This is a genomic window from Aeromicrobium sp. A1-2 (assembly GCF_003443875.1).
GTDB lineage: Bacteria > Actinomycetota > Actinomycetes > Propionibacteriales > Nocardioidaceae > Aeromicrobium.
Genome location: NZ_CP027482.1, coordinates 1,096,222 through 1,120,037 on the forward strand (window position 1 = coordinate 1,096,222; position 23,816 = coordinate 1,120,037).

Genomic DNA, 23,816 nt, shown 5'->3' on the forward strand with positions numbered 1-23,816 from the left:
GGGTCAGGCGTGTGAGTGGAGGGGCTTGCCGGCAAGTGCGAGTGCCGCTTCGCCGAGTGCTTCGTTCTGGGTGGGGTGCGCGTGGATGAACTGGGCGACGTCCTCGGGATAGGCCTCCCAGTTGACCATCAGCGATGCTTCGCCGACCTGCTCGCCGTAGCGGGAGCCGATCATGTGGACGCCGACAATCGGGCCGTCCTTCTGGCGCACGAGCTTGACGATGCCGGTGGTCTTGAGGATCTGCGACTTGCCGTTGCCGCCCAGGTTGTACTCCTGGATCTCGACGTTGTCGTCGCCGAACTTCTCACGTGCCTGCGGCTCGGTGATGCCGACCGAGGCGATCTCGGGCTCGCAGTAGGTGACGCGAGGGATGCCTGAGTCGATGACCGGCTGCGGGTTGAGTCCGGCGATCTCCTCGGCGACGAAGATGCCGTGGGCGAAGCCGCGGTGCGCGAGCTGAAGCCCGGGCACCAGGTCGCCGACGGCGAAGACGCCCTTGACGTTGGTCGCGAGCCGCTCATTGGTCGGCACCCAGCCACGATCGACCGTGACGCCGGCCTCCTCGTAGCCCAGGCCTGAGGAGTTGGGCCCACGGCCCACCGCCACCAGAACCAGGTCGGTCTCGATCGTGTCGCCGTTCTCCAGCGACACCGTGACGCCCTCGTCGGTCTGCTTGACCCCGGAGAACTTGATGCCGGTCTTGAAGTTGATCTTGCGCTTGCGGAACGCGCGCTCGAGCTGCTTGCTGAGCGCGGGATCCTCCAGCGGGACGAGCGTGGGGAGGGCCTCGATGATCGTGACGTCGGCCCCGAAGGACTTCCAGACCGACGCGAACTCCACGCCGATGACGCTGCCACCGATGATGACGACCTTTTCCGGCACCTCGCTCATCGTGAGCGCCTCGTCGCTGGTGATGACGCGTCCGCCGATCTCCAGCCCGGGCAGGGTGCGGGCGTAGGAGCCGCTCGCGAGCACGATGTTGGTGCCGGTGTAACGCTCGCCAGCCACCTCGATGGTGCCGCCGCCGTCAGGCGAGGTCTCGACGAGCTCGCCCTCGCCCTCGACCACGGTGATGCCACCGGCCTTGATCAGGCCCTGCAGACCCTTGTACATGCGGGCGACGACATCGTCCTTGTAGGCGTTGACACCATTCATGTCGATGCCCTCGAACGTCGACTTGACGCCGAACTGCTCGCTCTCGCGCGCCGTGTCCGCGACCTCGGCCGCGTGCAGCAGGGCCTTGGTCGGGATGCAGCCGTTGTGCAGGCACGTGCCGCCCAGCTTGCCCTTCTCGACCAGTGCCACGGTCTTGCCAAGCTGTACGGCGCGCAGTGCGCAGGCATAGCCTCCGCTGCCGCCGCCGAGAATCACAATGTCGAAGTTGTTGCCGGCGCCGTCCGCCACGGTGTCCTCCCAAGGATCGCTCTCGACCTCATCTTGTCACTCCGGACCATGAACCTGCCACCGGGGTTGATCGGGCGTGCCCGTCGATCGGGCACACTTGTGCCATGGGAATCTTCCGCGGCCGAAAGGTCAGGACCGCTGGTGGTGCTGTCGTCTCCGACCGCAACGCCGGCCGCGCCGATCTGGATGCGCTGCGCGCCTTCGCCGAGTCGCGCAAGGGGGTCGAGGCGTACATCGAGCCCAAGACGTCGGTGACCCAGACGACGTTGCTCCTGGTCGCGGGCGACGGCGAGTCGATCCGCCGCCGCGTGGCGTCACCGCAGGCGGCCCGCGACTTCTCTCGCAAGAAGCTCAACGTCCCGGTCTACGACGCCAACCTGGTCGGTGTCCCGACCCGCAAGCGCGAGTACGACCTGCGCAAGGCCAAGGGGGCGACGCCGCCGACCCGGACCACGGCCTCACCGCCGCCGAGACAGACTCCCAAGGAGCTTGCCGCGATCATGACCCTCGAGTCGATTGCCGGCGTCGAGCCGTTGCCGAGCGCGCCGTCGTTCGACCAGCTTATGAGGGTCTACAAGAAGGCGCGTTCGCGGTCGCACCCCGATCGCGTCGGCGGCGCGAGGGAACGATGGGACACCGTCGAAGAGGCCGCGCGGACCCTGGGCCTGCCGGACTGAGGTCCCCGACCCGTCCTAGTGCCAGCCGGTCGGATCGAGCCCGCCGGGCACCTCGGCCGCGGCGTCGTACGGCGTCCGAGTGAAGACGAACGACGCCAGCACGAGCCGGGTGGCATCTCCCGCGCTGTCGCGCTCTGCGACGAGTGGCTCACCGCGGTAGTAGCCGTCGAGGCCGGTCCAGCCGTCCACGTCCACGTCCGGGCCGAACCGGGCGCCGCGCCCCTCGCCGGGTGTGCCCAGCCGGAGCCGACCGTCCGACTCGAGCGTCAGCCGGAACTCGTACGTCCCCCAGAACCACGGCCCGACCAGGTCGAGTGCCGCGCTCTGGGCTCCGTCCGCGTGCCACGGGGCCGGGAGGGTCGGCTCGCGCTCGGCGAACAGGTCCAGCAGTTCGGAGGTCGCAGGGCCGAGGCCGCTCGTGGCGTTGGTCATCAGCACGACCCCGTCGCCCGTGGCGACGTCGACCCGCATGGTTGCGAGGAAACCGGGCATGGACCCGCCGTGCCCCGCGAACCTGCGGCCTGCCACGTTCCACGTCTGCCAGCCGAGCCCGTGCGCGCCGGTCCATGCGGCGTCAACCATGTCGTTGACAGCGATGGGGCGCAGCATCTCGGCGAGGGTGCGGGGGGCGAGGACGTCCTGGGTGTGCCCCGCGAGGAATGCCGCCCACACCGCCAGGTCCTGGACCGTCGACCACAGCTGGCCGGCCGGAGACATCGCGCCCGCATCGTGCTCAGGCTCGGCGTGCAGCAGATCTGCAAGCGGGTGCACCGCGAGCCCGGGTGCGGCTGGGGTCTCGGGGCGGAGAGTCGTGCGGGACATGCCCAGCGGCGCCAGGATCCCGATGCGGACGGCGTCCTGCCACGGCTGCTCGCGGAGCCTGGCGATGAGCTCGCCCAGCACCGCATAGCCGACGTTGGAGTAGTGGAACGTCGTGCCGGGCGTCGCGCGCAGGGCAGGAGCGCTGGCCACCAGGTCGGTCCATGAACCGCCCTGGCTCCGTTCCCACCACTGACCATCGGACTCGGCCTGCAGGCCGGACGTGTGGGTCAGCAGCTGAGCGATCGTGACCTGCGGGAACGGCACCTCGGGCAGGTGAGTCCCGATCGTGTCCCCGAGGTCGAGCCGGCCCTCGTCGCGCAACCGCATGACCTCGACGCCCACGAAGGTCTTGGAGATCGACCCGATCCGGTACTGGGTGTCGGTCGACGCGACCGGGCCATCGACCCGGCCGTCGATGGCTCCGATCGCCTCGGACCAGACGAGCTGGCCATCGCGCACGATGCCTGCGGTGATCGAAGGCAGGCGCTGCTTCGACTGCTCGACCGCGAGCCGGTGGGACAGGGCGCGGGCCGTGGAGTGGTCGATCGTCATCGAGTCGTGGACAACTCCGTCGCGAGCCTGACGAGCGTGCGTACGCCGACACCGGTGCCGCCGACCGGGGTGTAGTCCGTCGCGCCGCCCTCGTTGAACGACGGCCCGGCGATGTCGATGTGTGCCCACGAGATGTCGCCCACGAACTCGCGCAGGAACGCTGCTGCGAACAGGGCGCCGCCGTACGGCTTGGGATTGTGCTGACGGAGGTCGGCGATGCTCGAGGAGGTGACCTTGCCTTTCATCTCCTCGGTGATCGGGAGGCGCCACATCGACTCGCCCGCCACGCGCGAGGCGGCCAGGACGGTCTCACCGAGCTCGTCGTCGTTGCTCATGACGCCGCTGGTCAGCTCGCCGAGCGCCACGACGCAGGCTCCGGTCAGGGTTGCGACGTCGACGATGTGATCGGGCTTGGCCTCCGCGGCGAGCGCAAGGCCGTCGGCGAGGACCAGTCGACCCTCGGCGTCGGTGTTGTGCACCTCAACGGTTGCTCCACTGCGCATGTGGAGCACGTCGCCCGGACGGGTTGCGCCGCCGCTCGGCATGTTCTCGGCGAGGCAGGCGTACGCCGTGATCTTGATCGGCAGTCCGAGCCGGGCGATCGCGACGGTCGCCGCGACGACCGCGGCGGCTCCGGCCATGTCGAGCTTCATGGTCTGCATCGAGGCCCCGGGCTTGATCGAGAGTCCGCCCGAGTCGAAGGTGATGCCCTTGCCAACCAGCGCGAGGTGGGCGACAGCGTCGGCCGGCTCGTACGACAGAGTCACGAGTCGGGGTGGGCTGTCCGAGCCCTGACCCACGCCGAGGATCCCGCCGCACTTCTCCTTGGCAAGCCGCCTCTCGTCCCACACCGAGACCCTGACGTCGGTGCCGGCGTGCGCCGTGATGGCCTCGGCGAAGGCGCCGGGTCGCAGGTCGCCAGGAGGCGTGTTGACCCAGTCGCGGGCGACGTTGACCGCCTCTGCGACGGTGGCCGCGCGCTCGACTGCCTTGGTCGCGGTGGTCTGCCGGGCGAACGGGCTGAGGATCACGATCGACGTCAGGACCTTCTTCTTGGCATCCTTCTTGGCCGACTTGTAGGTCTCGAAGACGTATCCACCCAGCGCGACGCCCTCGGCGATTGCCTCGACCTCGTCGACACCGGCCGGGTGCAGGGCCAGCGCGATGCTGGTTGCGTTCTTGGCGGCGCGGACGCCTCGCGCGGCAGCCCGACGCAGGTCTTCGGCCGTGGGCGCCTCAGGCAGCGCGACGGCCACGACGGTGGACGCCTTGATGCCGTCCCCGCCCGGGAACGTCACGGTCTGCCCCTTCTCGCCGGTGAATCCCAGCAGGTCGAGGATGGCGGCGAACTCTCCCTTGTCCTCGTCGCCGCGGATCCCGAGGATCAGCGCGTCGGCTTGGGCAGTGGTCGGCTTGGCAGTGCTGAGGCTGACAGAAGGCGAAGGCATGTCTGTCACTCTATGGTCGCGAGCTCGTCGAGCGCGACCACCCTCTAGGTTGGCTGGTATGGACCTGTTGCATTCGCCATTGCACGACCGTCATGTCGCCCTGGGCGCCAAGCTCGCCGAGTTCGGGGGGTGGGAGATGCCCTTGGAGTACGCCGGCGGGAGAGTGCTCGCCGAGCACAAGGCAGTCCGAGAGGCGGTCGGCCTGTTCGACGTCAGCCACCTCGGCAAGGCGCTCGTGCGGGGATCCGGCGCTGCGGAGTTCGTCAACACGTGCTTCACCAACGACCTGGGACGCATCGATAGCGGCAAGGCCCAGTACACGTTGTGCTGTGACGAGGACGGCGGCACGGTCGACGATCTGATCGCCTACCTGCGCAGCGACTTCGAGGTCTTCCTGATCCCCAACGCTGCCAACACGGCCTCAGTGGTCGCACGACTCGAGGCGGCGGCGCCGACCGGCATCGAGGTCGTCGACCAGCACCGCGACTTCGCCGTGCTCGCGATCCAGGGCCCGTTCAGCGATGAGGTGCTGACCTCGCTCGACCTGCCCGTCGACCACGAGTACATGTCGTTCGCCGATGCGACCATCGCGGGCCACGACATCACGGTGTGCCGCACGGGCTACACGGGTGAGCGCGGCTACGAGCTGGTTGTTCCGTCTGCATCGGCCGGCGAGGTGTGGGACGCCGTCATTGCCGCGGGGCAGGCACACGGCATCCGGGCCTGCGGTCTCGGCGCGCGTGACACGTTGCGTACCGAGATGGGCTACCCGCTGCACGGGCACGAGCTGTCTGCCGAGATCAGCCCCGTCATGGCCCGGGCAGGTTGGGCGGTCGGCTGGAAGAAGCCGGCATTCTGGGGCAAGGCGGCGTTGGAGCGACAGCGCGAGGAGAAGGTCGTGCGTACGCTCCGCGGTCTCCTCTCGCAAGGGCGGGGCATCCCACGCCCGGGCATGAGAGTGCTCGATGCTGAAGGCAGGGAGCTTGGTGAGATCACCTCCGGCACGTTCTCGCCCACGCTGCGTCAGGGGATCGCCTTGGCGCTGCTCGAGCGGTCGGTCGAGGATGGCGCGACCGTCGTGGTGGACGTCCGTGGCCGCTCGGAGGCGTTCACCGTCACCAAGCCGCCCTTCGTGCAGCCGTCCACCAAGTCCAGCTAGCCCGCGCGGCGGACTCGCTAGGGTGGTGCGCCACACCCGTTCGACCACAGGAGCAGTGCGATGAGCTGGACATGGACGTTGGAGACCTCACTGGGTGAAGTCACCGGGCGCTCGGAGGTCTTCGAGAGTCGTGGAGACGCCGAGTCGTGGGTCGGCGAGGCGTTCGGAGAACTGCTCGAACAGGGCGTCGACCAGGTACGGCTGTTCGACGGTGAGACCCAGATCTACGGGCCGATGTCACTCCACGCCGAAAACAACTGACCCACGGGCTCAAGGACCCGGGCTCGTCCTAGTAGCGGCTGGCCAGTGCCTCGCCGCGCTTGAGCTGCGGCTTCGGCAGGCGGAACCTGCGCAGCTGCGTGCTGCGCAGCACGGTGTACGCGATCGAGCCGCCGATCTCGTCAGGATCGAATCGCGCCTTGAGCTGCTTGCGCAGCCCGCGCACCAGGATGATCTCGTCGAGCACAGTCCCGATGATCACGAACGGGTAGAGCACGAATGTCGCAGCCGCGCTCCACTGGGCGCCGGCGCCGACGATGCTCAGCAGCAGGATCAGGACCAGGAAGATCAGCAGGAACTCGGCGAAGTTCCAGCGGCGGTCGACATAGTCACGGCAGAACTTGCGTACCGGACCGCGCTCGCGAGCCGGGAGGAACTTCTCGTCGCCGGTCTTGAGCGCTTCGCGCTGCTTAAGCCGCAGCTCCTCGCGGGCCGCGCGCTCGCGCTTGACCTGGTCCTTGCGGGACACCGGAACCTTCATCTGCTTCTTGCGGGCCGCCTCGGCCTGCTTGCGACTGGGCGTCGCGCGCCCTTTGCCTGACTCCGTCTCGTCTACCACCCGGGTCACCCTACCCGTAGGCTGGAGAGCATGAACGAGCGTCTGCGAGCGGGTCACGATACGGGAGTCGTGCTGCCGTCTCGGTGCTGTCGATTGGTCACGCAGGTGACCCGATGAGCCTGGGCAGCCGCATCGCGACGATCTTCCGGTCCTGGCGATTCAGGGGCGACGACGTCGATGGTCTGAAGGACCGGCTCGACGAGACGTACCGGACCCAGACCGCACTCCTTCGTCAGGTACGCCGCGGGGTCGCCGATGTTGCAACGAGCCGCAAGCGGGTCGAGCTCCAGCTCGTGGCCCTGACCCAGCAGTCCGCACAGCTCGACGACGAAGCGCGTCAGGCGGTCGCCCGGGGTGACGACGACGGCGCACGCTCGGTGCTGACCCGCAAGGTCGCTATCGAAAAGGCTGCGCAGGACCTCACCGCACGGCACGCCGATCTCAAGTCCGAGGAGAACAACCTGACGGCAACTGCGCTCAAGGTTGAGCGCGACGTCGAGGCATTCCGCGTCCGCAAGGACACCCTGGCGGCCCGGCACACCGCAGCCGCAGCCCGTGCGGAGATCAACAGTGCGACCTCGGGCATCAACTCGTCGGTCAGCGACGTGGGCCAGGCCATGGCGTCCGCGGAGCGGCGCACGCGTGAGCTCGAGGCGACCGCTGATGCCGTCGACGAGCTCGTGGCCGACGGGATCGTGGGCCGGCCGGGGGAGAGCGCCGACGCTGCGCTCGGTCGGCAGTTCGACGCGGCACTGGACGATGCCGAGGTCGATCGCCAGCTCGAGCAGATTTCAGGTCACGGGAAGGACGACGATGGCACGGACACGCTTCCGAAGTGACCGCGGTCTGACGCTGCGGATGGGCGGCGTCGGCCTGGGCCTGGGCCTCCTCTACGTTGCGTTCGGTGCAGTGCTGCTGACCGCCACTCCGCTGGGCGGATTCGGCATCGTGATCGTGCTCGCGATGGCTTGGGGCCAGTGGTACTTCTCAGACTCCCTGGCGCTGAAGTCGATGGGTGCCAAGATCGTCCAACCCGAGCAGGCACCTGAGCTGCACGCCATGATCGACCGGCTCTGCGCGCTCGCCGACATGCCCAAGCCACGGGTCGCCGTAGCGGTGACCGACATGCCCAATGCCTTCGCGACCGGTCGCTCGCCCCGACACTCCGCAGTGTGCGTCACGACCGGCATCATGCAGCGACTCGACGCCGACGAGCTCGAGGGCGTGCTGGCGCACGAGCTCTCGCACGTGGCCAACCGTGACGTCACCGTCATGACCGTCGCGTCCTCGCTGGGGTTGCTCGCGGGTTTCATCACGCGGTGGGGCATGTATGCCGGCAACATCTTCGGCGGGCGGAACAACAGGAACAACGGCGCGGTGTTTCTCGTGGTGTTCCTGGTCAGCATGGCGGTGTACTTCCTGAGCTTCATCCTGACCCGCTCGCTGTCGCGCTATCGCGAGCTGAGCGCCGACCGCAGCGGGGCGTACCTGACCGGTCGGCCGTCGAAGCTGTCCTCTGCGCTGGTCAAGATCTCCGGCGACATGGCACGGATCCCCAACAGCGACCTGCGCGAGGGCCAGGCGATCAGCGCCTTCTTCTTCGCCCCGGCAATCAACCGGCAGTCCATCGGCGCACTGTTCTCCACGCACCCGCCTCTCCAGCAGCGGCTCGACCAGCTCGCGCAGGTCAGCGCCGAGCTCTCGGAGCGCTAAGTGGGCATCTTCGACTCGCTGCTGGGCCGCAGCAAGCCGCCACCGGCCGACCTTGACGTCCTGTTTGCCGTGCCACAGGCCGCGCTGTCCCTGCAGACCGAAGGATTCACCACCTCCGGCTCGGGCTCGGTCTGCTTCCGTGACGTCGAGGGCAAGGCGGACGACGCTGTGATGGCCGAGGCGGAGCAGCTCATCCTGGCCGGGACAGGGGCGACGGTCGCCCGCAGCGAGGACCGGTTCGGATTCCACTGGCTCACGGTGGCACGTGCTGATCACGACGTGTCGGGCCTCGTGACCGACCTGCACGCCGTCAACAGCTCGCTGGTGGACGCGGGTTTCGGCTCTGCGTTGCTGTGCTCGACGATCGGTTTCGCCACCCCCGACGGCATGCCGCTCGGCCTGGTCTACCTCTACAAGCGCGGCACGTTCTACCCGTTCGCGCCGCTGGCGGGGGACAAGCGCGACAACGCGCTGGAGCTGCAGGTCAGGGGAGTCGTCGGCGAAGACGTGCCGGTCGAGCCAGATCTCACCAAGTGGCTCGCGATCTGGGGAGCACCGGGGTTGACCTAGGAGACGTCGTGGGCGCCGTCGCGATAGGTTGGCCAAGTGACGTTCGCCGCGCTGTCCCGTGACCAGATCCAAGCTCTGCTCGACGAGCAGACCGCCGCCTACCGCACATTGCAGAAGTCGGGTCTCAAGCTCGACCTGACCCGCGGCAAGCCCTCGCCGGAGCAGCTCGACCTGTCGAACGACCTGCTGTCGTTGCCCGGTCAGGACTTCACCGACGCGGCCGGGACGGACACCCGAAATTACGGGGGGCTCACGGGTCTGGCTGAGCTCCGTGAGATCTTCGCGCCAATCATGCAGGTTCCCGTCGCCCAGGTCGTCGCCGGTGACAACGCGAGCCTCGCGATGATGCACGACAACTTGGTCTTCGCGCTGTTCCACGGCGTGGCGGACTCCGAGCAGCCCTGGGGAGTCGAGGAAGCGGTCAAGTTCATCTGCCCCGTTCCCGGCTACGACCGACACTTCGCCCTGTTGGAGGAGTACGGCATCGAGATGCTCCCGGTCGATCTGCTCGACGACGGGCCCGACGTCGACGCCGTGCGTGAGCTGGTCAAGGATCCCGCAGTCAAGGGCATGTGGCTCGTTCCGACGTACTCCAACCCGACCGGGTCGGTCGTGAGCGAGGCGGTTGCCGCCGAGCTCGCCGCGATGGAGACCGCAGCGCCGGACTTCCGGATCTTCTGGGACAACGCCTACGCGGTGCACCACCTGACCGAGCAGCAGACCAAGACCGCCGACATCCTGGGCTTGTGCTCGGCGTCGGGGCACCCCAACCGGGCCGTGATCTTCGCATCGACCTCCAAGATCACCTTCGCCGGCTCCGGTGTCTGCTTCCTGGGCAGCTCCCCGGACAACATCGCGTGGTACCTCGGCCATCTCGGCAAGCGCACGATCGGCCCGGACAAGGTCAATCAGCTCCGCCACGCCCGGCACCTAGGTGACGTCGACGGGGTTCACGCCCTGATGGACCGTCACCGCGCGATCCTCGCTCCGAAATTCCAGGCCGTCGTTGACATCCTGAAGGCCCGACTCGGCGAGCACGCCGTCGCGAGCTGGACCGAGCCCAAGGGTGGCTACTTCGTGAGCCTGGACGTCCTCGACGGCACCGCCACGCGCGTCATCCAGCTGGCTCGTGAGGCCGGGGTAGCCATGACGCCGGCCGGAGCCGCGTTCCCATATGGCGACGACCCGCGCGACCGCAACATCCGGATCGCTCCGTCCTACCCGTCCCCGGACGAGCTGGCGGCCGCGATCGACGTGCTGGCGACCTGCGTGCTCATCGCCACAGCCGAGCAAGCCCTCGCCCAGTAGCCACCGGCTCAGCGGGGACGTGAGCGTGCGGGGGGTGAGGGGATGAGAATCCTGGTCGCGCCGGACGCCTTCGGCGGCACGCTGTCCGCGCCCGAGGCGGTCAAGGCCATCATCGAGGGCTGGCACCGGCATGCTCCGGGCGATGTGCTGACCGCTGCCGCGATGGCCGACGGCGGTCCGGGATTCGTCGATGTCCTGCACCAGGGCATCGGCGGCGCGCTGGCCGCCGTGACGGTACGTGGCCCGGTCGGCCTCGAGGTGCCGGTCACGCTCCTGCACGCCGACGGCACGGCATATGTCGAGAGCGCCCAGGCGTGCGGACTCCACCTCGTCGACCCGCCGGACCCGACCCACTCATCGACGTATGGCGTGGGCCAGGCCGTCGACGCTGCCGTCGCGGCGGGCGCCACGCGCATCGTCGTCGGACTCGGCGGCAGCGCGACCAACGACGGGGGAGCAGGGCTGCTTGCGGCCCTCGGCGCCACCGCGGACGTGCCGCTCGACGCCGGTCCGTCAGGACTGTCCGGCATCACCGAGATCGATCTCTCAGCGGCGCAGGGTCGTCTCGCGGACATCGAGCTGGTCATTGCCGCCGACGTCGACCTCGGCCTGCTGGGCATGTTCGGCGCGACCAAGACCTTCGGCCCGCAGAAAGGGCTGTCCGACGAGCAGATCATTGCCGTGGACGGGGTGCTCGACCGATATGTCGTCGCGTGCTGTGGCCCGACCCCTGCCGAGCGACGCATCGCGGACGCCAAGGGCGCGGGCGCCGCCGGTGGCCTGGGCTTCGCCCTGATGCTGCTCGGCGGGCACGTCGTGTCGGGCATCGATCTGGTGGCCGAGGCCGTGGGTCTCACGACGCAGGCTGCCGAGCACGACCTGGTCGTGACCGGTGAAGGCACCTACGACTTCTCCTCGCGCGCCGGCAAGGTCGCCTTCGGCGTGGCGACGGTCGCCGCCGCGGCGGCTCGCCCGTGCATCGTCCTGGCCGGACAGGTCAGTGTCGGTTCCCGGGAGATGCGGGCGATGGGCATCGAGAGCGCGTACGCCGTGGCCGATGTCGTCGGTCTCGAGTCGTCGATGCGCGAGCCCTTCGCTGGGCTCGCGACGCTGGCCGAGCGCGTTGCCCGCACGTGGTCGCCCCGCGCCGTGGAGTGACGGCGTACGATGGAATGGAATCGCCACGGTCCCTGTTGACATCGTGACGAGACCACGGACCAGATTGCTGCACCGAATTTTGGGGAGGACCCACATGACGATCGAGACTGAACAGTCCACCGTCGAGACCGCACCTGCCACGGAAGTGACCCTCAGCGAGGGCGCCGCCGAGAAGGTGAGCAGCCTGCTCGCGCAGGAAGGTCGCGATGACCTCTCGCTCCGCATCGCGGTGCAGCCCGGCGGTTGTTCCGGACTGCGTTACCAGCTCTTCTTCGACGAGCGTTCGCTCGACGGCGACCAGATCTTCGAGTTCGGTGGCGTCAAGGTCGTTGTCGACCGGATGAGCCTCCCGTACCTCGGCGGCGCGACGATCGACTTCGTCGACACGATCGAGAAGCAGGGCTTCACGATCGACAACCCCATGGCCACCGGCTCGTGCGCCTGCGGTGACTCGTTCCACTGACGCACTGAGAGTTACTTCATACGACGGCCTCCCGCATTGCGGGAGGCCGTTGTCTATGGTGTTGGGGTGCACCTCGCCATCACCGGATCAATCGCCACTGACCACCTCATGACCTTCCCGGGCAAGTTCGCCGATTCACTCGTGCCGGACCAGCTCGACAAGATCTCGCTGTCCTTCCTCGTGGAGGACCTCGACGTACGTCGCGGGGGGTGTGCCGCGAACATCACCTACGCGCTGGCCAAGCTGGGCCACCGCGCGCTGCTCGTCGGCGCTGTCGGCCGCGACTTCGAGGCCGAGTACCGCGGCTGGCTCGACGCGGCGGGTGTTGACACCTCCGGCGTCCTGGTCTCGGAGACCCGGCACACCGCGCGCTTCGTCTGCACGACCGACACCGACATGGCACAGATCGCCACCTTCTACGCCGGTGCGATGTCCGAGTCACGCGATATCGATCTGCTAGCCGCCGGTGACGGCTTCGACCTCGTCCTGGTCGGCCCCGACGACCCCGAGGGCATGCTGCGGCACACCAACACGTGCCGCGAGCACGGCATCCCGTTTGCGGCCGACGTCTCGCAGCAGCTGGCCTGGGCCGAGGGCGACGTCATCCGAGAGCTGATCGACGGCGCGACCTACCTGTTCAGCAATGACTACGAGGCTGCGCTGATCGAGCAGAAGACCGGCTGGTCCTCCGCAGACGTCCAGGCGCACGTCGTGACCCGCATCGTGACCCGCGGCAAGGACGGCGTCACGGTCTATCCGGCCGACGGCGACTCGATCCATGTCGACGCGATCGAGGGCATCGTCGCGGTCGACCCGACCGGCGTCGGTGACAGCTTCCGCGCCGGATTCCTCGCCGGCGTCGCAGCGGGTCTGGACTTCGAACGATCCGCACAGATCGGCTGCACGATCGCGGCCAGCGTCGTCGAGACGGTTGGCACCCAGGAGTACCAGCTGGACCGCGACGGCTTCCTCAAGCGCATCGGTTCGGCGTACGGCGAGACTGCTCGTAGCGAGATCGACGCCGCGCTCTCCCTGACGTGACAGACCACTTCCCTCGTCCTGCACAACACAGGCTGACCTCAGCGCAACCACCCGGTCGCGCTGAAGTAAGGTGCTCTCGTGTCATCACGTGACAAACATGGTCCAGAAAGGCGCCCCGTGGCCCGGATGAAGTTGGCGGTTCTCGCCGTTGCCGCCGTCGCATTGAGCGGCTGTTCCCCGATCGACGATTCGGACATCAAGCGGCTTGCGCTGCCTGTCGCCGGAAGCGATCGCTCTCAGTCGATGTGGGACCTGTGGTTGGGTGCCTGGATCGCCGCACTCGCCATCTTCCTGCTGGTCTTCGGCCTGATCGTCTACGCGATGATCCGCTACCGCCGGCGCAGCGACGACGAGGTCCCGGTCCAGACCCGCTACAACCTGCCTATCGAGGCGCTCTACACGTTCGCCCCGGTCATCATCGTTGCGGTCTTCTTCTTCCACGCCGTGACGTCGCAGAACGACATGCTGCGCGACGTGGAGAACCCCGACCATGTCGTCGAGGTCGTCGGCAGCAAGTGGCAGTGGGCGTTCAACTACATCGACGAGCCCGCAACGCAGGGTGACGACGTCTTCGACATCGGCACGACCGAGGACCCGACCGAGTTGTGGCTTCCGGTCAACGAGTCCGTGCGTTTCCGTCTGCGGTCACCTGATGTCATCCACTCGTTCTGGGTCCCGGAGTTCTACTTCAAGATGGACGTCATCCCGGGCCAGAAGAATCACTTCGACATGACACCGACCCGGGAAGGCGTCTTCACCGGGCGCTGCGCCGAGTTGTGTGGCCTCTACCACTCGCGGATGATCTTCAAGGTCCACGTGGTGTCCAAGGCCGAGTACGACGCACACCTGGTCGAGCTCAAGGACAGCGGCGAGATCGGGGCCCCCCAGGGCGCGAAGGAAGCCAGGACCATTGCCGGGCTCAACGAGAACGAGAGTGAGGACTAGGTCTGATGGCCACCACCACCGCAGCATTCGAGACACCGCGCGAGACGACGCGCGAGCGCACTCTCGGGCAGAAGGTCGTCACAGTCCTGACGACAACCGATCACAAGGTGATCGGCAACATGTACCTGATCACCTCGTTCGCCTTCTTCATCATCGGAGGCATCCTGGCGCTGCTGATCCGCGCCGAGCTCGCTCAGCCGGGCACGCAGCTGGTCGATGACGAGACGTACAACCAGCTCTTCACGATGCACGGCACGATCATGTTGCTGATGTTCGCCACGCCGCTGTTCTTCGGCTTCGCGAACGCCATCATGCCGCTGCAGATCGGTGCGCCTGACGTGTCGTTCCCGCGGCTCAACATGTTCAGCTACTGGCTCTACCTGTTCGGCTCGACGATCGTGGTGTCGGGCTTCTTCGTGCCCGGTGGCGCGGCGAGCTTCGGCTGGTTCGCCTACGCACCGCTGAGCGATGCGGTCAACTCGCCGGGTATCGGTGGAGACCTGTGGGTCATGGGCCTGTGGATGTCCGGCCTCGGCACGATCCTGGGTGCAGTCAACTTCATCACCACGATCTTCACGATGCGCGCGCCCGGCATGACGATGTTCCGCATGCCGATCTTTGTGTGGAACACCTTGATCACCAGCATGCTCGTGATCATCGCGTTCCCGATCTTCGCGGCTGCGTTGCTAGCCCTCGAGGCCGACCGCCGACTCGGTGCCCATGTTTTCGACGCCGCCAACGGTGGGCCGATCCTGTGGCAGCACCTGTTCTGGTTCTTCGGTCACCCAGAGGTCTACATCATCGCGTTGCCGTTCTTCGGCATCGTCAGCGAGATCCTTCCGGTCTTCTCCCGCAAGCCGATCTTCGGCTACATGGGTCTGGTCGGCGCGACCCTGATGATCGCCGCCCTGTCGGTGGCGGTGTGGGCCCACCACATGTTCGTGACCGGTTCGGTCGACCTGGCGTTCTTCTCCTTCATGTCGTTCCTGATCGCGGTGCCTACCGGAGTCAAGTTCTTCAACTGGATCGGCACGTTGTGGGGCGGATCTCTGTCCTTCGACACGCCGCTGATCTTCTCGCTGGGCTTCCTCACGACCTTCCTGTTCGGCGGTCTCACCGGCGTGATCCTGGCGGCTCCGACCTTGGACTTCCAGGTTTCCGACACGTACTTCGTCGTGGCGCACTTCCACTACGTCGTGTTCGGCACCGTGGTGTTCGCGATGTTCGCCGGTTTCTACTACTGGTGGCCCAAGCTCACCGGTCGCATGCTCGACGAGAAGCTCGGCAAGATTCACTTCTGGCTTCTGTTCATCGGCTTCCACCTGACGTTCCTGGTGCAGCACTGGCTGGGCGTCGAGGGCTTCCCGCGTCGCTACGCTGACTATGGCCCCAACGACGGATTCACCACGCTCAACGAGATCTCGTCGATCGGCGCGTTCCTGCTGGGCGCCTCAACGTTGCCGTTCTTCTACAACGTGTGGAAGTCCCGCAAGTCCCCGCTCGTGGGGCTGGACGACCCCTGGGGCTGGGGCCGCTCGCTGGAGTGGGCCACGTCCTCACCCCCGCCGCGCCACAACTTCGAGTCACTGCCGCGCATCCGTTCCGAGAGCCCAGCTTTCGACCTCCACCACCCGGAGATCGCAGCACTCGAGCTGGCGCACAATCCGGGGGAGTCGTCGGCCCTGGCCGATGCTCCGGACGTCAGCGGCAAGAATTCCCAGGCCAACGGCCGGGCGAACGACGACACGGAAGGTCGCTGAGCCATGAAGGCCGAGTACTGGACAATCATCTCGACCGGGATCTTCTTCGCCTTGGTTGCGCCGATCTACTGGGTGCTCACCAAGGACCCCACCGGCACCACGGCTCTGGCGATGACGTTCCTGCTGACCGCGCTGCTGGGCTTCTACCTCGGTGTCGTCGCCAAGCAGATCCCCGATCGTCCTGAGGACCGCAGCGACGGTGAGATCGCCGATGGTGCGGGTGAACAGGGCTTCTTCCCCCCGTACAGCTGGTGGCCGCTCTGCGCCGCGGCTGCGGTCGGCGTTGTCGTGCTGGGTGTCGTGATCGGTTGGTGGCTGTTCATCATCGGAGCAGGCCTGGTCGGCCTCACCGTGATCGGTTGGGTGTTCGAGTACTACCGCGGCATCCACGCGCACTGATTGGCCGTGCCCTCCACGGATTCTGGAAGCGTCACACCGACCCTTTAGGATGACGTGGTGAGGGAACTTCGTCTGTCTGCCCTGGTCGCGTGTGCGGCGATCTTCGTGGTGTCTGCGTGCACCGCCGACGGCGTGACCGATGCGCTGAGCCCCGAGCCGGCCAAGGATCCTGCGGTCCTGACCGCGAACGTCAAGGCCAAGGCCAGCGACGTGCCGGTCAGCACAGTCGTATCGGTCAAGGTCGAGCACGGCGATGTCACGAGCGGCAAGCTGGTCACCAAGGACGGCAAGTCGAAGGTGCCAGGCCGGGTCGCGGGTGACTCGTGGACCGCGAGCGAGCGGCTCGAGCCGGACACTGCCTACTCCCTCGAGGTCAGCGCACGCGGCGAGGACGGCGAGCGCCAGCAGCTCTCCCGCAGCTTCAGCACGCAGGCGCTCACACTGGCCCAGCAGACCTATCCTGCGGTCGCCCCGTTGCAGGGTGAGACGGTCGGAGTGGGCATGCCGGTCATCGTGACGTTCGACGTGCCCGTCGAGAACAAGGCGCTGTTCGAGCGCAACATGCAGGTGCAGTCGACCCCGGCCGTCGACGAGGGCTCGTGGACGTGGTTCAACTCCCGCGAGGCCCACTACCGTCCGCGCGACTACTGGCCGGCGCACGCCAAGGTCGAGGTCAATCTTCAGCTCAACGGCCTCCCGGCTGGCGGCGGAATCTTCGGCCAGCAAGACCAGACGATCGACTTCGCGGTCGGCAGCGAGCGGATCACCGTGGTCGACGTCGCCAAGCACCAGCTCAAGTACTCCGTCGACGGCAAGGTCGTCAAGAAGATCCCGGTGACGACGGGGGACAGCAGCCACGCGACGCGCAGCGGCACCAAGATCATCATGGAGAAGTTTTCGTCGGTCGACATGGATGCCGCCACGACGGGCGTCGACTCCGAGGACCCCGGCTACTACAACATCAAGGACGTCCGCTGGGCGATGCGGGTGACCAACTCCGGGGAGTTCCTGCATGCAGCGCCGTGGTCGGTCGGCTCGCAGGGCTCGGCCAACGTCAGTCACGGCTGCACCGGCATGAGCACCGCCAACGCCCACTGGCTCTACACGCACTCGCGGCGCGGCGACGTCATCAGCTTCATCAACAGCCCGCGTGAGCTCGAGGACCGCAACGGCTGGACCGACTGGAACGTGAAGTGGTCGACCTGGGAAGCCGGCTCGGCGCTCACGTCCTGATCGCCTACTCGGCCCGACCGAGCCCTACGGGATGGCGGCCGCGGTCTGGCACAGCGCGCTCTGGCTGTCAGCGCTCCGGCCCACGGGCGTGAGCGGTGAAAACCTGAAGCGGCTGCCCTCGCGCTACGGATAGCAGCTCGCCTGCGCCTGTGCGGGACCGCCTGGTCGTGGACTGTCGGACGGACACAGGCGAGTACGTCGTCCTGGCAGGACGACCGAGCCCCCGCCAGCAGTGCTGACGGGGGCTCGGTGTCGAACGATCAGTGGACGCGGGGGATACCGGTCTCCGACACGCCCTGGAAGTCGTCGCCGAGCTCCACCGGATGACCGTCGTGGTCCCTGAGATGCTCGTCGGCGTGGTGCACGTCTTCCACGGTTGGCTTGTCGATCGCGCCGTCGTAGTAGAACGCTCGCGCCTTGGCCCGGAGCCGGTCCATGCGACCGTTCGGCGCCGCAACACCATTGTGGTCAGTCTCGGCCGGAGCCTCGAGCACGGGTCGGCGATCGTGGGCCGTCAGCGAGTACTGCGACGCGACCGGCAGGGGAGCGTGGCGCTCGGAGAAGCCGCCATCAGGCGACCGTTCCAGCACGCCGGTCTCGTAGCCGTGCAGGATGCGGTTGGCATCCGCTCGCTGCAGTCCGATGCAGATCCGCTTGGTCACCATGAACGCAATGACCGGCAGGATGAACAGACCGAACCGCAGGAACCAGGTGATCGCGTAGATGTCCATGTGGAACTGGGTCGCGATGATGTCGTTGCCGCCGGCGATCCACAGGACTGCGTAAGCCGTCATGCCGGCAACACCGAGACCGGTGCGGACCGGGGCATTGCGCGGGCGCTCCAGCAGGTGGTGTTCACGCTTGTCGCCGGTCATGAACCGCTCGATGAACGGCCAGGCACCCAGCACCACGAACAACGTTGTCATGGCGCCGGCAGCCGGGATCAGGACGTTCCAGCTCCAGGTGTAGTTGAGGAACGTGGTCTCGAAGTTCGGCATAAGACGCACCGCACCCTCGGAGAAGCCCATGTACCAGTCCGGCTGGGATCCGGCCGTGACCTCGGACGGGTTGTAGGGGCCGTAGACCCACACCGGGTTGATCTGGATCAGCGCACCCATCAGCGCGGTGAAGCCGAACACGACGAAGAAGAATCCGCCGGCCTTGGCCGCGTACACCGGGAGCATCGGATAGCCGACGACGTTCTCCTCGGTGCGTCCGGGTCCGGCCCACTGCGTGTGCTTGTGGAAGACCAGGAGCAGCATGTGGGCGCCGATCAGGCCCAGCAGCAGCGCCGGGATCAGCAGGATGTGTGCCATGTAGAGGCGGGGGACGATCACGTCTCCGGGGAACTCGCCCCCGAACACGAAGTACTCCAGGTACGAGCCCACGATCGGGATCGAACGGAGCAGACCGTCGACGAAGCGAAGACCGGTGCCCGACAGCAGGTCATCGGGGAGCGAGTAGCCCGCGAAGCCTTCGACCAGGCCCATCGACAGCAGACCGACACCGATCAGCCAGTTGATCTCACGCGGCTTGCGGTATGCGCCGGTGAAGAACACCCGGAGCATGTGCAGGATCATGGCGGCCACGAACAGTGCTGCGGCCCAGTGGTGGATCTGCCGGATCAGCAGCCCGCCGCGGATGTCGAACGAGATGCGCAGCGTCGATTCGAACGCCTGTGACATCTCGACACCGTTGAGCGGCGTGTAGGAGCCGTTGTAGCGGACCTCGCCCATGCTGGGCACGAACCAGAACGTCAGGAAGACGCCGGTCAGGAGCAGGACGACGAAGCTCCACAGCGCGATCTCGCCGAGCATGAAGGACCAGTGCTCGGGAAAGACCTTGCGGAGGTTCTTCTTGGCGATCGTGGCCAGGCTCAGCCGGTCGTCGAGCCACTCGACGGGGCCGGATGCCTTCTTGCCCAGACCGGTCTCCTGGATGGGCGTGTACTCATCCGTACTCATGACTTATTGTCCAACTTCTTCTGGTCGCGCGCCAGTTCGGGATAGCTCGGAGCGACGATCTCGGGGAAGTCGCTCACGGCGACGATGTAGCCCTCGGAGTCCAGCGCGAGGGGCAGCTGGGGGAGCGGCCGATGCGCCGGGCCGAACGTCACGCGGCCGTTGTCGGCCAGGTCGAACGTCGACTGGTGGCACGGGCACAGCACGTGGTGGGTCTGCTGCTCGTACAGGCTGATCGGGCAACCGACGTGGGTGCAGATCTTGGAGTAGCACAGGATGCCGTCGATGCCCCAGTTCTCGCGGCCCTTCGACGGCGTGACGTCCTCGGGTCGCATGCGAACGACGATGACGGCAGCCTTGGACTTGGCCTGCAGGAGCTCGGTGCCGTGCAGGAGCGGCTCGCCCTCCTCGTCGGTCTCGTACATGATCGCCGGCTCGGCGTTGACGAGCTGACCGACCTGCAGGTCCGAAGGCTTGATCGGGGTGCCGGAGACGTCGTTGACGACTCGCATGCCCTTCTTCCACACCGTCTCGCGCTGCTCGCCGTCGGGCAGCGGGCCCAGGTCGCGGAGCATGATGATCGCCGGCAGGCCCAGGAAGCCGAGAGCGCCGAAGAGGCTGTTGCGGATCATCGGGCGGCGGCCGAAGCCGGACTCGGAGATTCCCGCATTGAGGTCTTCGAGGACCGCAGCGCGGTCTTCCTGCGACGAGGCCGAGGGATGACGCATCTCGACCATCTCGTGGTCACCCATGAGCTTCTTGGCCCACTGGATGATCCCGACGCCCATCAGCAGCATTGCGCCGCCGAGGGTCGAGCCGAGGGCGAAGTTCATGGCTGACCAGCCCAAGAACACCTGGTCCTTGTCGATCATGATGTAGGCGACGCAGAATCCGACCAGCAGCAGCATTGCCACGGTGAACATGGCGGAGATCTGCCGTTCGGCACGGCGCTCCTGCGCGGGGTCGACGTCGGTCGGGCGGTACTGGTGCTCCGGGAGGCCCGGGTCCTTGACCGGCTCTGCGTCAGGCAGGCGATCCAGCTCGTCTGTCATTTCTTCTTCACCCTCGCTCCGTGTGCACCGATCCAGATGGCAGCGAGCACAAGTCCGCCCATGCCGATGATCCAGGTGAACATGCCGTCGACGACGGGGCCGAGGCCGCCGCCGCCCACTCCGCCGTAGTTCGGCTGGCTCTGGATCGCCTTGACGTACGCAATGACGTTGCTCTTGTCCTCAGGCGTGATGACCTCGTCGGAGAAGACCGGCATCTGCTGAGGCCCGGTGATCATGGCCTCGGCGATGTGTTTGGTGCTGACACCCTTGAGTGTCGGGGCGTACTTGCCGCCCGGCATCGCGCCGCCGGCACCGACGGAGTTGTGGCATGCCGTGCAGTTGGTGCGGAAGAACTCGCCGCCCTCGGAGATCTGCTCGGCGGTCTTGCCTGAGATGTCGGTGTACTCCTTGCCCGGGATGACCGGGCCGGGGGCCAGCGACGCGATGTAGGCAGCGAGCTGCTTGGTCTCCTCGGCGTCATACTCGGGCGCCTTGCGCGGGGCCTGCGGGGCGCTCCTGGCCATCGGCATGCGGCCGGTGCCCACCTGGAAGTCGACAGCAGCGGCGCCGACACCGACCAGCGTCGGGCCGTAGTTGCCGCCGCGCTTGGTCTCGATGCCGCCGGCGTTCTTGCCGTGACAGCTTGCGCAGCCGATGAGGAACAGTTGGCGGCCGGCTTCAACATCCTGTGAGGATGCCGTCTCGGCAATTGCGGGCTTTGGCGCGAACGCCGTGTAAGCCCCTCCGACGACGACAAGTCCCATGAGGAGGACGACAAGACCGGCGAGTGGATGCCGGCGTCTGGTGGACAGTTTCCGCACCGAAAACCTCATTCCTGAAAGTAGTACAAGTCTAGCCGCGAGTACCGCGGTGAACCGAGTGGGGGGAGCGTTACTTGATGAGGTAGATCGTCGCGAACAGACCGACCCAGACGATGTCCACGAAGTGCCAGTAGTACGACACGACGATCGCGGAGATTGCCTGCTCATGCGTGAACTTGCGGGCGGCGAACGTGCGCCCGATCACCAGGAGGAACGCGATCAGACCCCCGATGACGTGCAGACCGTGGAATCCGGTCGCAAGGTAGAACAGGCTGCCGTAGGGCGAGCTGGAGATCGTGACGTGCTCGGTGACCAACGCGGCGTACTCGGTGGCCTGGCCGGCGATGAAGATCGCGCCCATGAAGTAGGTCAGGATGAACCACTCGCGCATGCCCCACAGCTTGATCTGGCTGAGCTTGCCACTGCGGCCGGGCTTGCCCCGCTCTGCGGCGAAGACGCCGAACTGGCAGGTCACCGACGACAGCACGAGGATCGTGGTGTTGATCGTGGCAAATGGGATGTTGAGCAGTGCGGTCTCTTGTGACCACAGCTCGGGGGAGATGTTGCGGATCGTGAAGTACGCCGCGAACAAACCCGCGAAGAACATCAGCTCACTGGATAGCCACACGATGGTGCCCACCGTCACCATCGACGGGCGGCCTTCTTGGCCATGGAGTCGGGAAGCAGGAATCACGGATGTAGTCGCCACGCGATCATTATGTACGATCAAGTTGTGAGTGAGCACAAGCCCCTGCGTGTCCTGGTCTACAGCGACGATCGCGACGTCCGCGCAGCAGTGCTGTCGGCGCTGGGATCCCGGCCGCATCCGGACCTTCCGTCCTTCGAATACATCGAGTGCGCGACCGAGCCGGTGGTGTTCCAGCACCTCGACGCGGGCGACATCGACCTGGTCGTCCTCGACGGCGAGGCGACGCCGGCCGGTGGTCTGGGCATGGCCCGACAGATGAAGGACGAGATCTTCCAGGCCCCTCCGGTGCTGGTGCTGACCGGGCGCCCGGAGGACGCGTGGCTGGCCACCTGGTCGCGTGCCGAGGCAGCGCTCCCGCACCCGATCGAGCCGATCCGTCTGGCCGAGGTCGTCATCGACCTGGCCCGCGGCGTGCTCCAGCCCGGCTGACCGGCACCCGGTGACCCGAACCTGGCCGGATGTCCTCTCAGCGCTCGTCGCGAGGGAGGACCTGGACGCGGCCGCAACGACATGGGCCATGGAGGAGATCCTCTCCGGCAATGCCACGCCGACCCAGATCGCCGGTTTCGCGATCGGCTTGCGCAGCAAGGGCGAGACCTTGGCCGAGGTGCAGGGCCTGGTCGACTCGATGTACCACCATGCGACGCCGCTCCAGATCGATGGTCGGGTCGTCGACATCGTGGGCACGGGTGGCGACCGGGCCCGGACGGTCAACATCTCCACGATGTCCGCCGTCGTCATCGCGGGTGCGGGCATCCAGGTCGTCAAGCACGGCAATCGGGCGGCCTCCAGCGCGAGCGGCTCGGCCGACGTCCTCGAGCAACTGGGTGTGCGACTCGATGTACCGGCTACCCGGATCACCGAGGTTCTGCACGCGACCGGGATCACGTTCTGCTTTGCGCCGGTTTTCCACTCCTCGTTCCGGTTCACGGCCGTTCCGCGGCGTGAACTCGGGATCCCGACGGTCTTCAACTTCCTCGGTCCCCTGACGAATCCGGCGCGACCGGCCGCGATGGCGGTCGGCGTTGCCGATGCGCGGATGGCGCCGATCATGGCCGGCGTGCTGGCCGCGCGCGGTGCAGATGCTTTCGTCTTCCGCGGCGAGGACGGCCTCGACGAGATCACCACCACGACGGCGACCCACGTGTGGGTCGCGGACGGTGACTCCGGACTGGTGTCGGAGGACTCGATCGATCCGCGGGCGCTCGGCTTTGAGCTCACGCCCGGCTCCGAGCTCACGGGTGGCGATGCCGCGTTCAACGCCAAGGTCTTCGAACGCGTGCTGGGCGGTGAGCAGTCGTCGGTGCGCACTGCGGTGCTGCTGAACGCTGGCGCCGGCATCGCTGCGCACGAGGCATCCGGCGGAGACCTCGAAGGTCGGTTGCGCGCCGGGATCGAGCGCGCGAAGGAGTCGATCGACTCCGGATCGGCCACTCGGGTGCTGGAAGCCTGGGCGGCAACCACCCAGACCTTGGTCTAGGACCTACAGCCCGATCGAGAAGGCGTCCTCCAAGTCGTGCTGGCTGAACGTCTGGAAAGCGATCTGCGTCTGGGTCGAGACCACGCCGGCTACCTTGTTGAGCTGATCGGCGACGACGCGTGCGATGTCGTCGTTCTCGCGTACTCGCACCATGGCAACGAGGTCGAGGTCGCCGGTGACCGAGTACACCTCGCTGACGCCGGGGATCGCGGCGATCTGCTCGGCAACCTCCGAGAGGCGGGAGACATCGGCCTGGATGAAGACTATGGCGGTGATCATGTCCTCAGGCTAGGGCATCTGAGC

At 66.9% G+C, this 23,816-nt stretch carries 25 protein-coding genes; 16 read left to right on the forward strand and 9 right to left on the reverse strand.

Features of this window, described 5'->3' with window-relative positions; all coding sequences use genetic code 11:
* Nucleotides 1–3: 3 nt before the first annotated feature.
* Nucleotides 4–1,404: a dihydrolipoyl dehydrogenase gene (gene lpdA, locus C6I20_RS05395; RefSeq protein ID WP_118395023.1), complete on the reverse strand. Its 1,401-nt coding sequence runs from the start codon at nucleotides 1,402–1,404 to the stop codon at nucleotides 4–6.
* 104 nt (nucleotides 1,405–1,508) lie between these two features.
* On the opposite strand from lpdA, the gene C6I20_RS17325 reads away from it, so the two are divergent.
* The gene (locus C6I20_RS17325) at nucleotides 1,509–2,081 is read left to right on the forward strand and encodes a hypothetical protein (protein ID WP_216822995.1); all 573 of its coding nucleotides are present in this window, start codon (nucleotides 1,509–1,511) and stop codon (nucleotides 2,079–2,081) included.
* 15 nt (nucleotides 2,082–2,096) lie between these two features.
* Here C6I20_RS17325 and C6I20_RS05405 read toward each other — a convergent pair whose 3' ends face one another.
* Together C6I20_RS05405 and C6I20_RS05410 are read right to left on the reverse strand one after the other, a co-directional pair.
* Nucleotides 2,097–3,455: a serine hydrolase gene (locus tag C6I20_RS05405; RefSeq protein ID WP_118395024.1), complete on the reverse strand. Its 1,359-nt coding sequence runs from the start codon at nucleotides 3,453–3,455 to the stop codon at nucleotides 2,097–2,099.
* Nucleotides 3,452–4,903: a leucyl aminopeptidase gene (locus tag C6I20_RS05410; RefSeq protein ID WP_118395025.1), complete on the reverse strand. Its 1,452-nt coding sequence runs from the start codon at nucleotides 4,901–4,903 to the stop codon at nucleotides 3,452–3,454. The genes C6I20_RS05405 and C6I20_RS05410 overlap by 4 nt, the downstream gene beginning before the upstream one ends.
* A gap of 58 nt (nucleotides 4,904–4,961) precedes the next feature.
* On the opposite strand from C6I20_RS05410, the gene gcvT reads away from it, so the two are divergent.
* Nucleotides 4,962–6,062, forward strand: coding sequence for a glycine cleavage system aminomethyltransferase GcvT (gcvT, locus tag C6I20_RS05415; protein ID WP_254052259.1), 1,101 nt, complete (start codon nucleotides 4,962–4,964; stop codon nucleotides 6,060–6,062).
* A gap of 60 nt (nucleotides 6,063–6,122) precedes the next feature.
* Nucleotides 6,123–6,323, forward strand: a complete 201-nt coding sequence (locus C6I20_RS05420; protein ID WP_118395027.1) for a hypothetical protein — start codon at nucleotides 6,123–6,125, stop codon at nucleotides 6,321–6,323.
* A gap of 28 nt (nucleotides 6,324–6,351) precedes the next feature.
* On the opposite strand, the gene C6I20_RS05425 is transcribed toward C6I20_RS05420, so the two are convergent.
* On the reverse strand, nucleotides 6,352–6,900 hold the full coding sequence (locus C6I20_RS05425) for a DUF3043 domain-containing protein (RefSeq protein ID WP_162891143.1): 549 nt from the start codon (nucleotides 6,898–6,900) through the stop codon (nucleotides 6,352–6,354).
* Nucleotides 6,901–7,013: 113 nt separating this feature from the next.
* On the opposite strand from C6I20_RS05425, the gene C6I20_RS05430 reads away from it, so the two are divergent.
* The 11 genes from C6I20_RS05430 (at nucleotide 7,014) to C6I20_RS05480 (ending at nucleotide 17,490) form a co-directional block, all read left to right on the forward strand.
* Entirely contained in the window at nucleotides 7,014–7,739 is a 726-nt protein-coding gene (locus tag C6I20_RS05430) for a PspA/IM30 family protein (protein WP_162891144.1), read from the forward strand.
* Nucleotides 7,714–8,613, forward strand: a complete 900-nt coding sequence (gene htpX, locus C6I20_RS05435) for a zinc metalloprotease HtpX (protein WP_118395030.1) — start codon at nucleotides 7,714–7,716, stop codon at nucleotides 8,611–8,613. The genes C6I20_RS05430 and htpX overlap by 26 nt, the downstream gene beginning before the upstream one ends.
* Nucleotides 8,614–9,183 carry a hypothetical protein gene (locus C6I20_RS05440; RefSeq protein ID WP_118395031.1) on the forward strand — a complete coding sequence of 190 codons (570 nt, stop codon included), beginning with the start codon at nucleotides 8,614–8,616 and terminating at the stop codon, nucleotides 9,181–9,183. It abuts the gene before it with no gap.
* A gap of 36 nt (nucleotides 9,184–9,219) precedes the next feature.
* A complete protein-coding gene (locus tag C6I20_RS05445; RefSeq protein ID WP_118395032.1) occupies nucleotides 9,220–10,491 on the forward strand; it encodes an aminotransferase class I/II-fold pyridoxal phosphate-dependent enzyme in 1,272 nt (423 codons plus the stop codon).
* 42 nt (nucleotides 10,492–10,533) lie between these two features.
* Complete coding sequence (locus C6I20_RS05450; protein WP_118395033.1) at nucleotides 10,534–11,649, forward strand: glycerate kinase; 1,116 nt, start codon at nucleotides 10,534–10,536, stop codon at nucleotides 11,647–11,649.
* 94 nt (nucleotides 11,650–11,743) lie between these two features.
* Nucleotides 11,744–12,112, forward strand: coding sequence for an iron-sulfur cluster assembly accessory protein (locus C6I20_RS05455; RefSeq protein ID WP_118395034.1), 369 nt, complete (start codon nucleotides 11,744–11,746; stop codon nucleotides 12,110–12,112).
* Nucleotides 12,113–12,178: 66 nt separating this feature from the next.
* Nucleotides 12,179–13,153 (forward strand): carbohydrate kinase family protein, encoded by a 975-nt coding sequence (locus tag C6I20_RS05460; protein ID WP_162891145.1) that lies wholly within the window; start codon nucleotides 12,179–12,181, stop codon nucleotides 13,151–13,153.
* 126 nt (nucleotides 13,154–13,279) lie between these two features.
* Complete coding sequence (gene coxB, locus C6I20_RS05465; RefSeq protein WP_118395035.1) at nucleotides 13,280–14,098, forward strand: cytochrome c oxidase subunit II; 819 nt, start codon at nucleotides 13,280–13,282, stop codon at nucleotides 14,096–14,098.
* Nucleotides 14,099–14,103: 5 nt separating this feature from the next.
* Complete coding sequence (gene ctaD, locus C6I20_RS05470) at nucleotides 14,104–15,858, forward strand: cytochrome c oxidase subunit I (protein WP_118395036.1); 1,755 nt, start codon at nucleotides 14,104–14,106, stop codon at nucleotides 15,856–15,858.
* Between the two features lie 3 nt (nucleotides 15,859–15,861).
* Nucleotides 15,862–16,257, forward strand: a complete 396-nt coding sequence (locus tag C6I20_RS05475) for a cytochrome c oxidase subunit 4 (RefSeq protein ID WP_118395037.1) — start codon at nucleotides 15,862–15,864, stop codon at nucleotides 16,255–16,257.
* A 57-nt stretch (nucleotides 16,258–16,314) separates the two neighbouring features.
* Nucleotides 16,315–17,490 (forward strand): Ig-like domain-containing protein, encoded by a 1,176-nt coding sequence (locus tag C6I20_RS05480; RefSeq protein ID WP_118395038.1) that lies wholly within the window; start codon nucleotides 16,315–16,317, stop codon nucleotides 17,488–17,490.
* Nucleotides 17,491–17,750: 260 nt separating this feature from the next.
* Here C6I20_RS05480 and C6I20_RS05485 read toward each other — a convergent pair whose 3' ends face one another.
* The 4 genes from C6I20_RS05485 to C6I20_RS05500 all read right to left on the reverse strand — a co-directional run bounded on the left by C6I20_RS05485 (nucleotide 17,751) and on the right by C6I20_RS05500 (nucleotide 21,964).
* Nucleotides 17,751–19,454: a cytochrome bc complex cytochrome b subunit gene (locus C6I20_RS05485; RefSeq protein ID WP_118395039.1), complete on the reverse strand. Its 1,704-nt coding sequence runs from the start codon at nucleotides 19,452–19,454 to the stop codon at nucleotides 17,751–17,753.
* Nucleotides 19,451–20,503: a ubiquinol-cytochrome c reductase iron-sulfur subunit gene (locus tag C6I20_RS05490; RefSeq protein WP_118395040.1), complete on the reverse strand. Its 1,053-nt coding sequence runs from the start codon at nucleotides 20,501–20,503 to the stop codon at nucleotides 19,451–19,453. Before C6I20_RS05490 ends, C6I20_RS05485 begins: the two co-directional genes overlap by 4 nt.
* Complete coding sequence (locus C6I20_RS05495) at nucleotides 20,500–21,324, reverse strand: c-type cytochrome (RefSeq protein ID WP_118395041.1); 825 nt, start codon at nucleotides 21,322–21,324, stop codon at nucleotides 20,500–20,502. The genes C6I20_RS05490 and C6I20_RS05495 overlap by 4 nt, the downstream gene beginning before the upstream one ends.
* A gap of 70 nt (nucleotides 21,325–21,394) precedes the next feature.
* Nucleotides 21,395–21,964, reverse strand: coding sequence for a heme-copper oxidase subunit III (locus C6I20_RS05500; protein WP_216823065.1), 570 nt, complete (start codon nucleotides 21,962–21,964; stop codon nucleotides 21,395–21,397).
* Nucleotides 21,965–22,057: 93 nt separating this feature from the next.
* Here C6I20_RS05500 and C6I20_RS05505 point away from each other — a divergent pair, with 93 nt between their 5' ends.
* Both C6I20_RS05505 and trpD read left to right on the forward strand, forming a co-directional pair.
* The gene (locus C6I20_RS05505; RefSeq protein ID WP_118395043.1) at nucleotides 22,058–22,462 is read left to right on the forward strand and encodes a response regulator transcription factor; all 405 of its coding nucleotides are present in this window, start codon (nucleotides 22,058–22,060) and stop codon (nucleotides 22,460–22,462) included.
* 10 nt (nucleotides 22,463–22,472) lie between these two features.
* Nucleotides 22,473–23,513 (forward strand): anthranilate phosphoribosyltransferase, encoded by a 1,041-nt coding sequence (gene trpD, locus C6I20_RS05510; RefSeq protein ID WP_118395044.1) that lies wholly within the window; start codon nucleotides 22,473–22,475, stop codon nucleotides 23,511–23,513.
* A gap of 3 nt (nucleotides 23,514–23,516) precedes the next feature.
* On the opposite strand, the gene C6I20_RS05515 is transcribed toward trpD, so the two are convergent.
* Nucleotides 23,517–23,792 carry an Lrp/AsnC family transcriptional regulator gene (locus tag C6I20_RS05515; protein ID WP_118395045.1) on the reverse strand — a complete coding sequence of 92 codons (276 nt, stop codon included), beginning with the start codon at nucleotides 23,790–23,792 and terminating at the stop codon, nucleotides 23,517–23,519.
* Nucleotides 23,793–23,816 lie beyond the last annotated feature (24 nt).

Excerpts from the sequence above, each read along its gene's own strand:
- C6I20_RS05420 (WP_118395027.1), top strand. The coding sequence starts at position 6,123 with ATGAGCTGGACATGGACGTTGGAGACCTCACTGGGTGAAGTCACCGGG.
- C6I20_RS05430 (WP_162891144.1), top strand. The coding sequence starts at position 7,014 with ATGAGCCTGGGCAGCCGCATCGCGACGATCTTCCGGTCCTGGCGATTC.
- htpX (WP_118395030.1), top strand. The coding sequence starts at position 7,714 with ATGGCACGGACACGCTTCCGAAGTGACCGCGGTCTGACGCTGCGGATG.
- C6I20_RS05475 (WP_118395037.1), top strand. The coding sequence starts at position 15,862 with ATGAAGGCCGAGTACTGGACAATCATCTCGACCGGGATCTTCTTCGCC.
- gcvT (WP_254052259.1), top strand. The coding sequence starts at position 4,962 with ATGGACCTGTTGCATTCGCCATTGCACGACCGTCATGTCGCCCTGGGC.
- ctaD (WP_118395036.1), top strand. The coding sequence starts at position 14,104 with ATGGCCACCACCACCGCAGCATTCGAGACACCGCGCGAGACGACGCGC.
- C6I20_RS05485 (WP_118395039.1), bottom strand. The coding sequence starts at position 19,454 with ATGAGTACGGATGAGTACACGCCCATCCAGGAGACCGGTCTGGGCAAG.
- C6I20_RS05490 (WP_118395040.1), bottom strand. The coding sequence starts at position 20,503 with ATGACAGACGAGCTGGATCGCCTGCCTGACGCAGAGCCGGTCAAGGAC.
- C6I20_RS05455 (WP_118395034.1), top strand. The coding sequence starts at position 11,744 with ATGACGATCGAGACTGAACAGTCCACCGTCGAGACCGCACCTGCCACG.
- C6I20_RS05450 (WP_118395033.1), top strand. The coding sequence starts at position 10,534 with ATGAGAATCCTGGTCGCGCCGGACGCCTTCGGCGGCACGCTGTCCGCG.
- C6I20_RS05515 (WP_118395045.1), bottom strand. The coding sequence starts at position 23,792 with ATGATCACCGCCATAGTCTTCATCCAGGCCGATGTCTCCCGCCTCTCG.
- C6I20_RS17325 (WP_216822995.1), top strand. The coding sequence starts at position 1,509 with ATGGGAATCTTCCGCGGCCGAAAGGTCAGGACCGCTGGTGGTGCTGTC.
- C6I20_RS05410 (WP_118395025.1), bottom strand. The coding sequence starts at position 4,903 with ATGCCTTCGCCTTCTGTCAGCCTCAGCACTGCCAAGCCGACCACTGCC.
- C6I20_RS05405 (WP_118395024.1), bottom strand. The coding sequence starts at position 3,455 with ATGACGATCGACCACTCCACGGCCCGCGCCCTGTCCCACCGGCTCGCG.
- coxB (WP_118395035.1), top strand. The coding sequence starts at position 13,280 with ATGAAGTTGGCGGTTCTCGCCGTTGCCGCCGTCGCATTGAGCGGCTGT.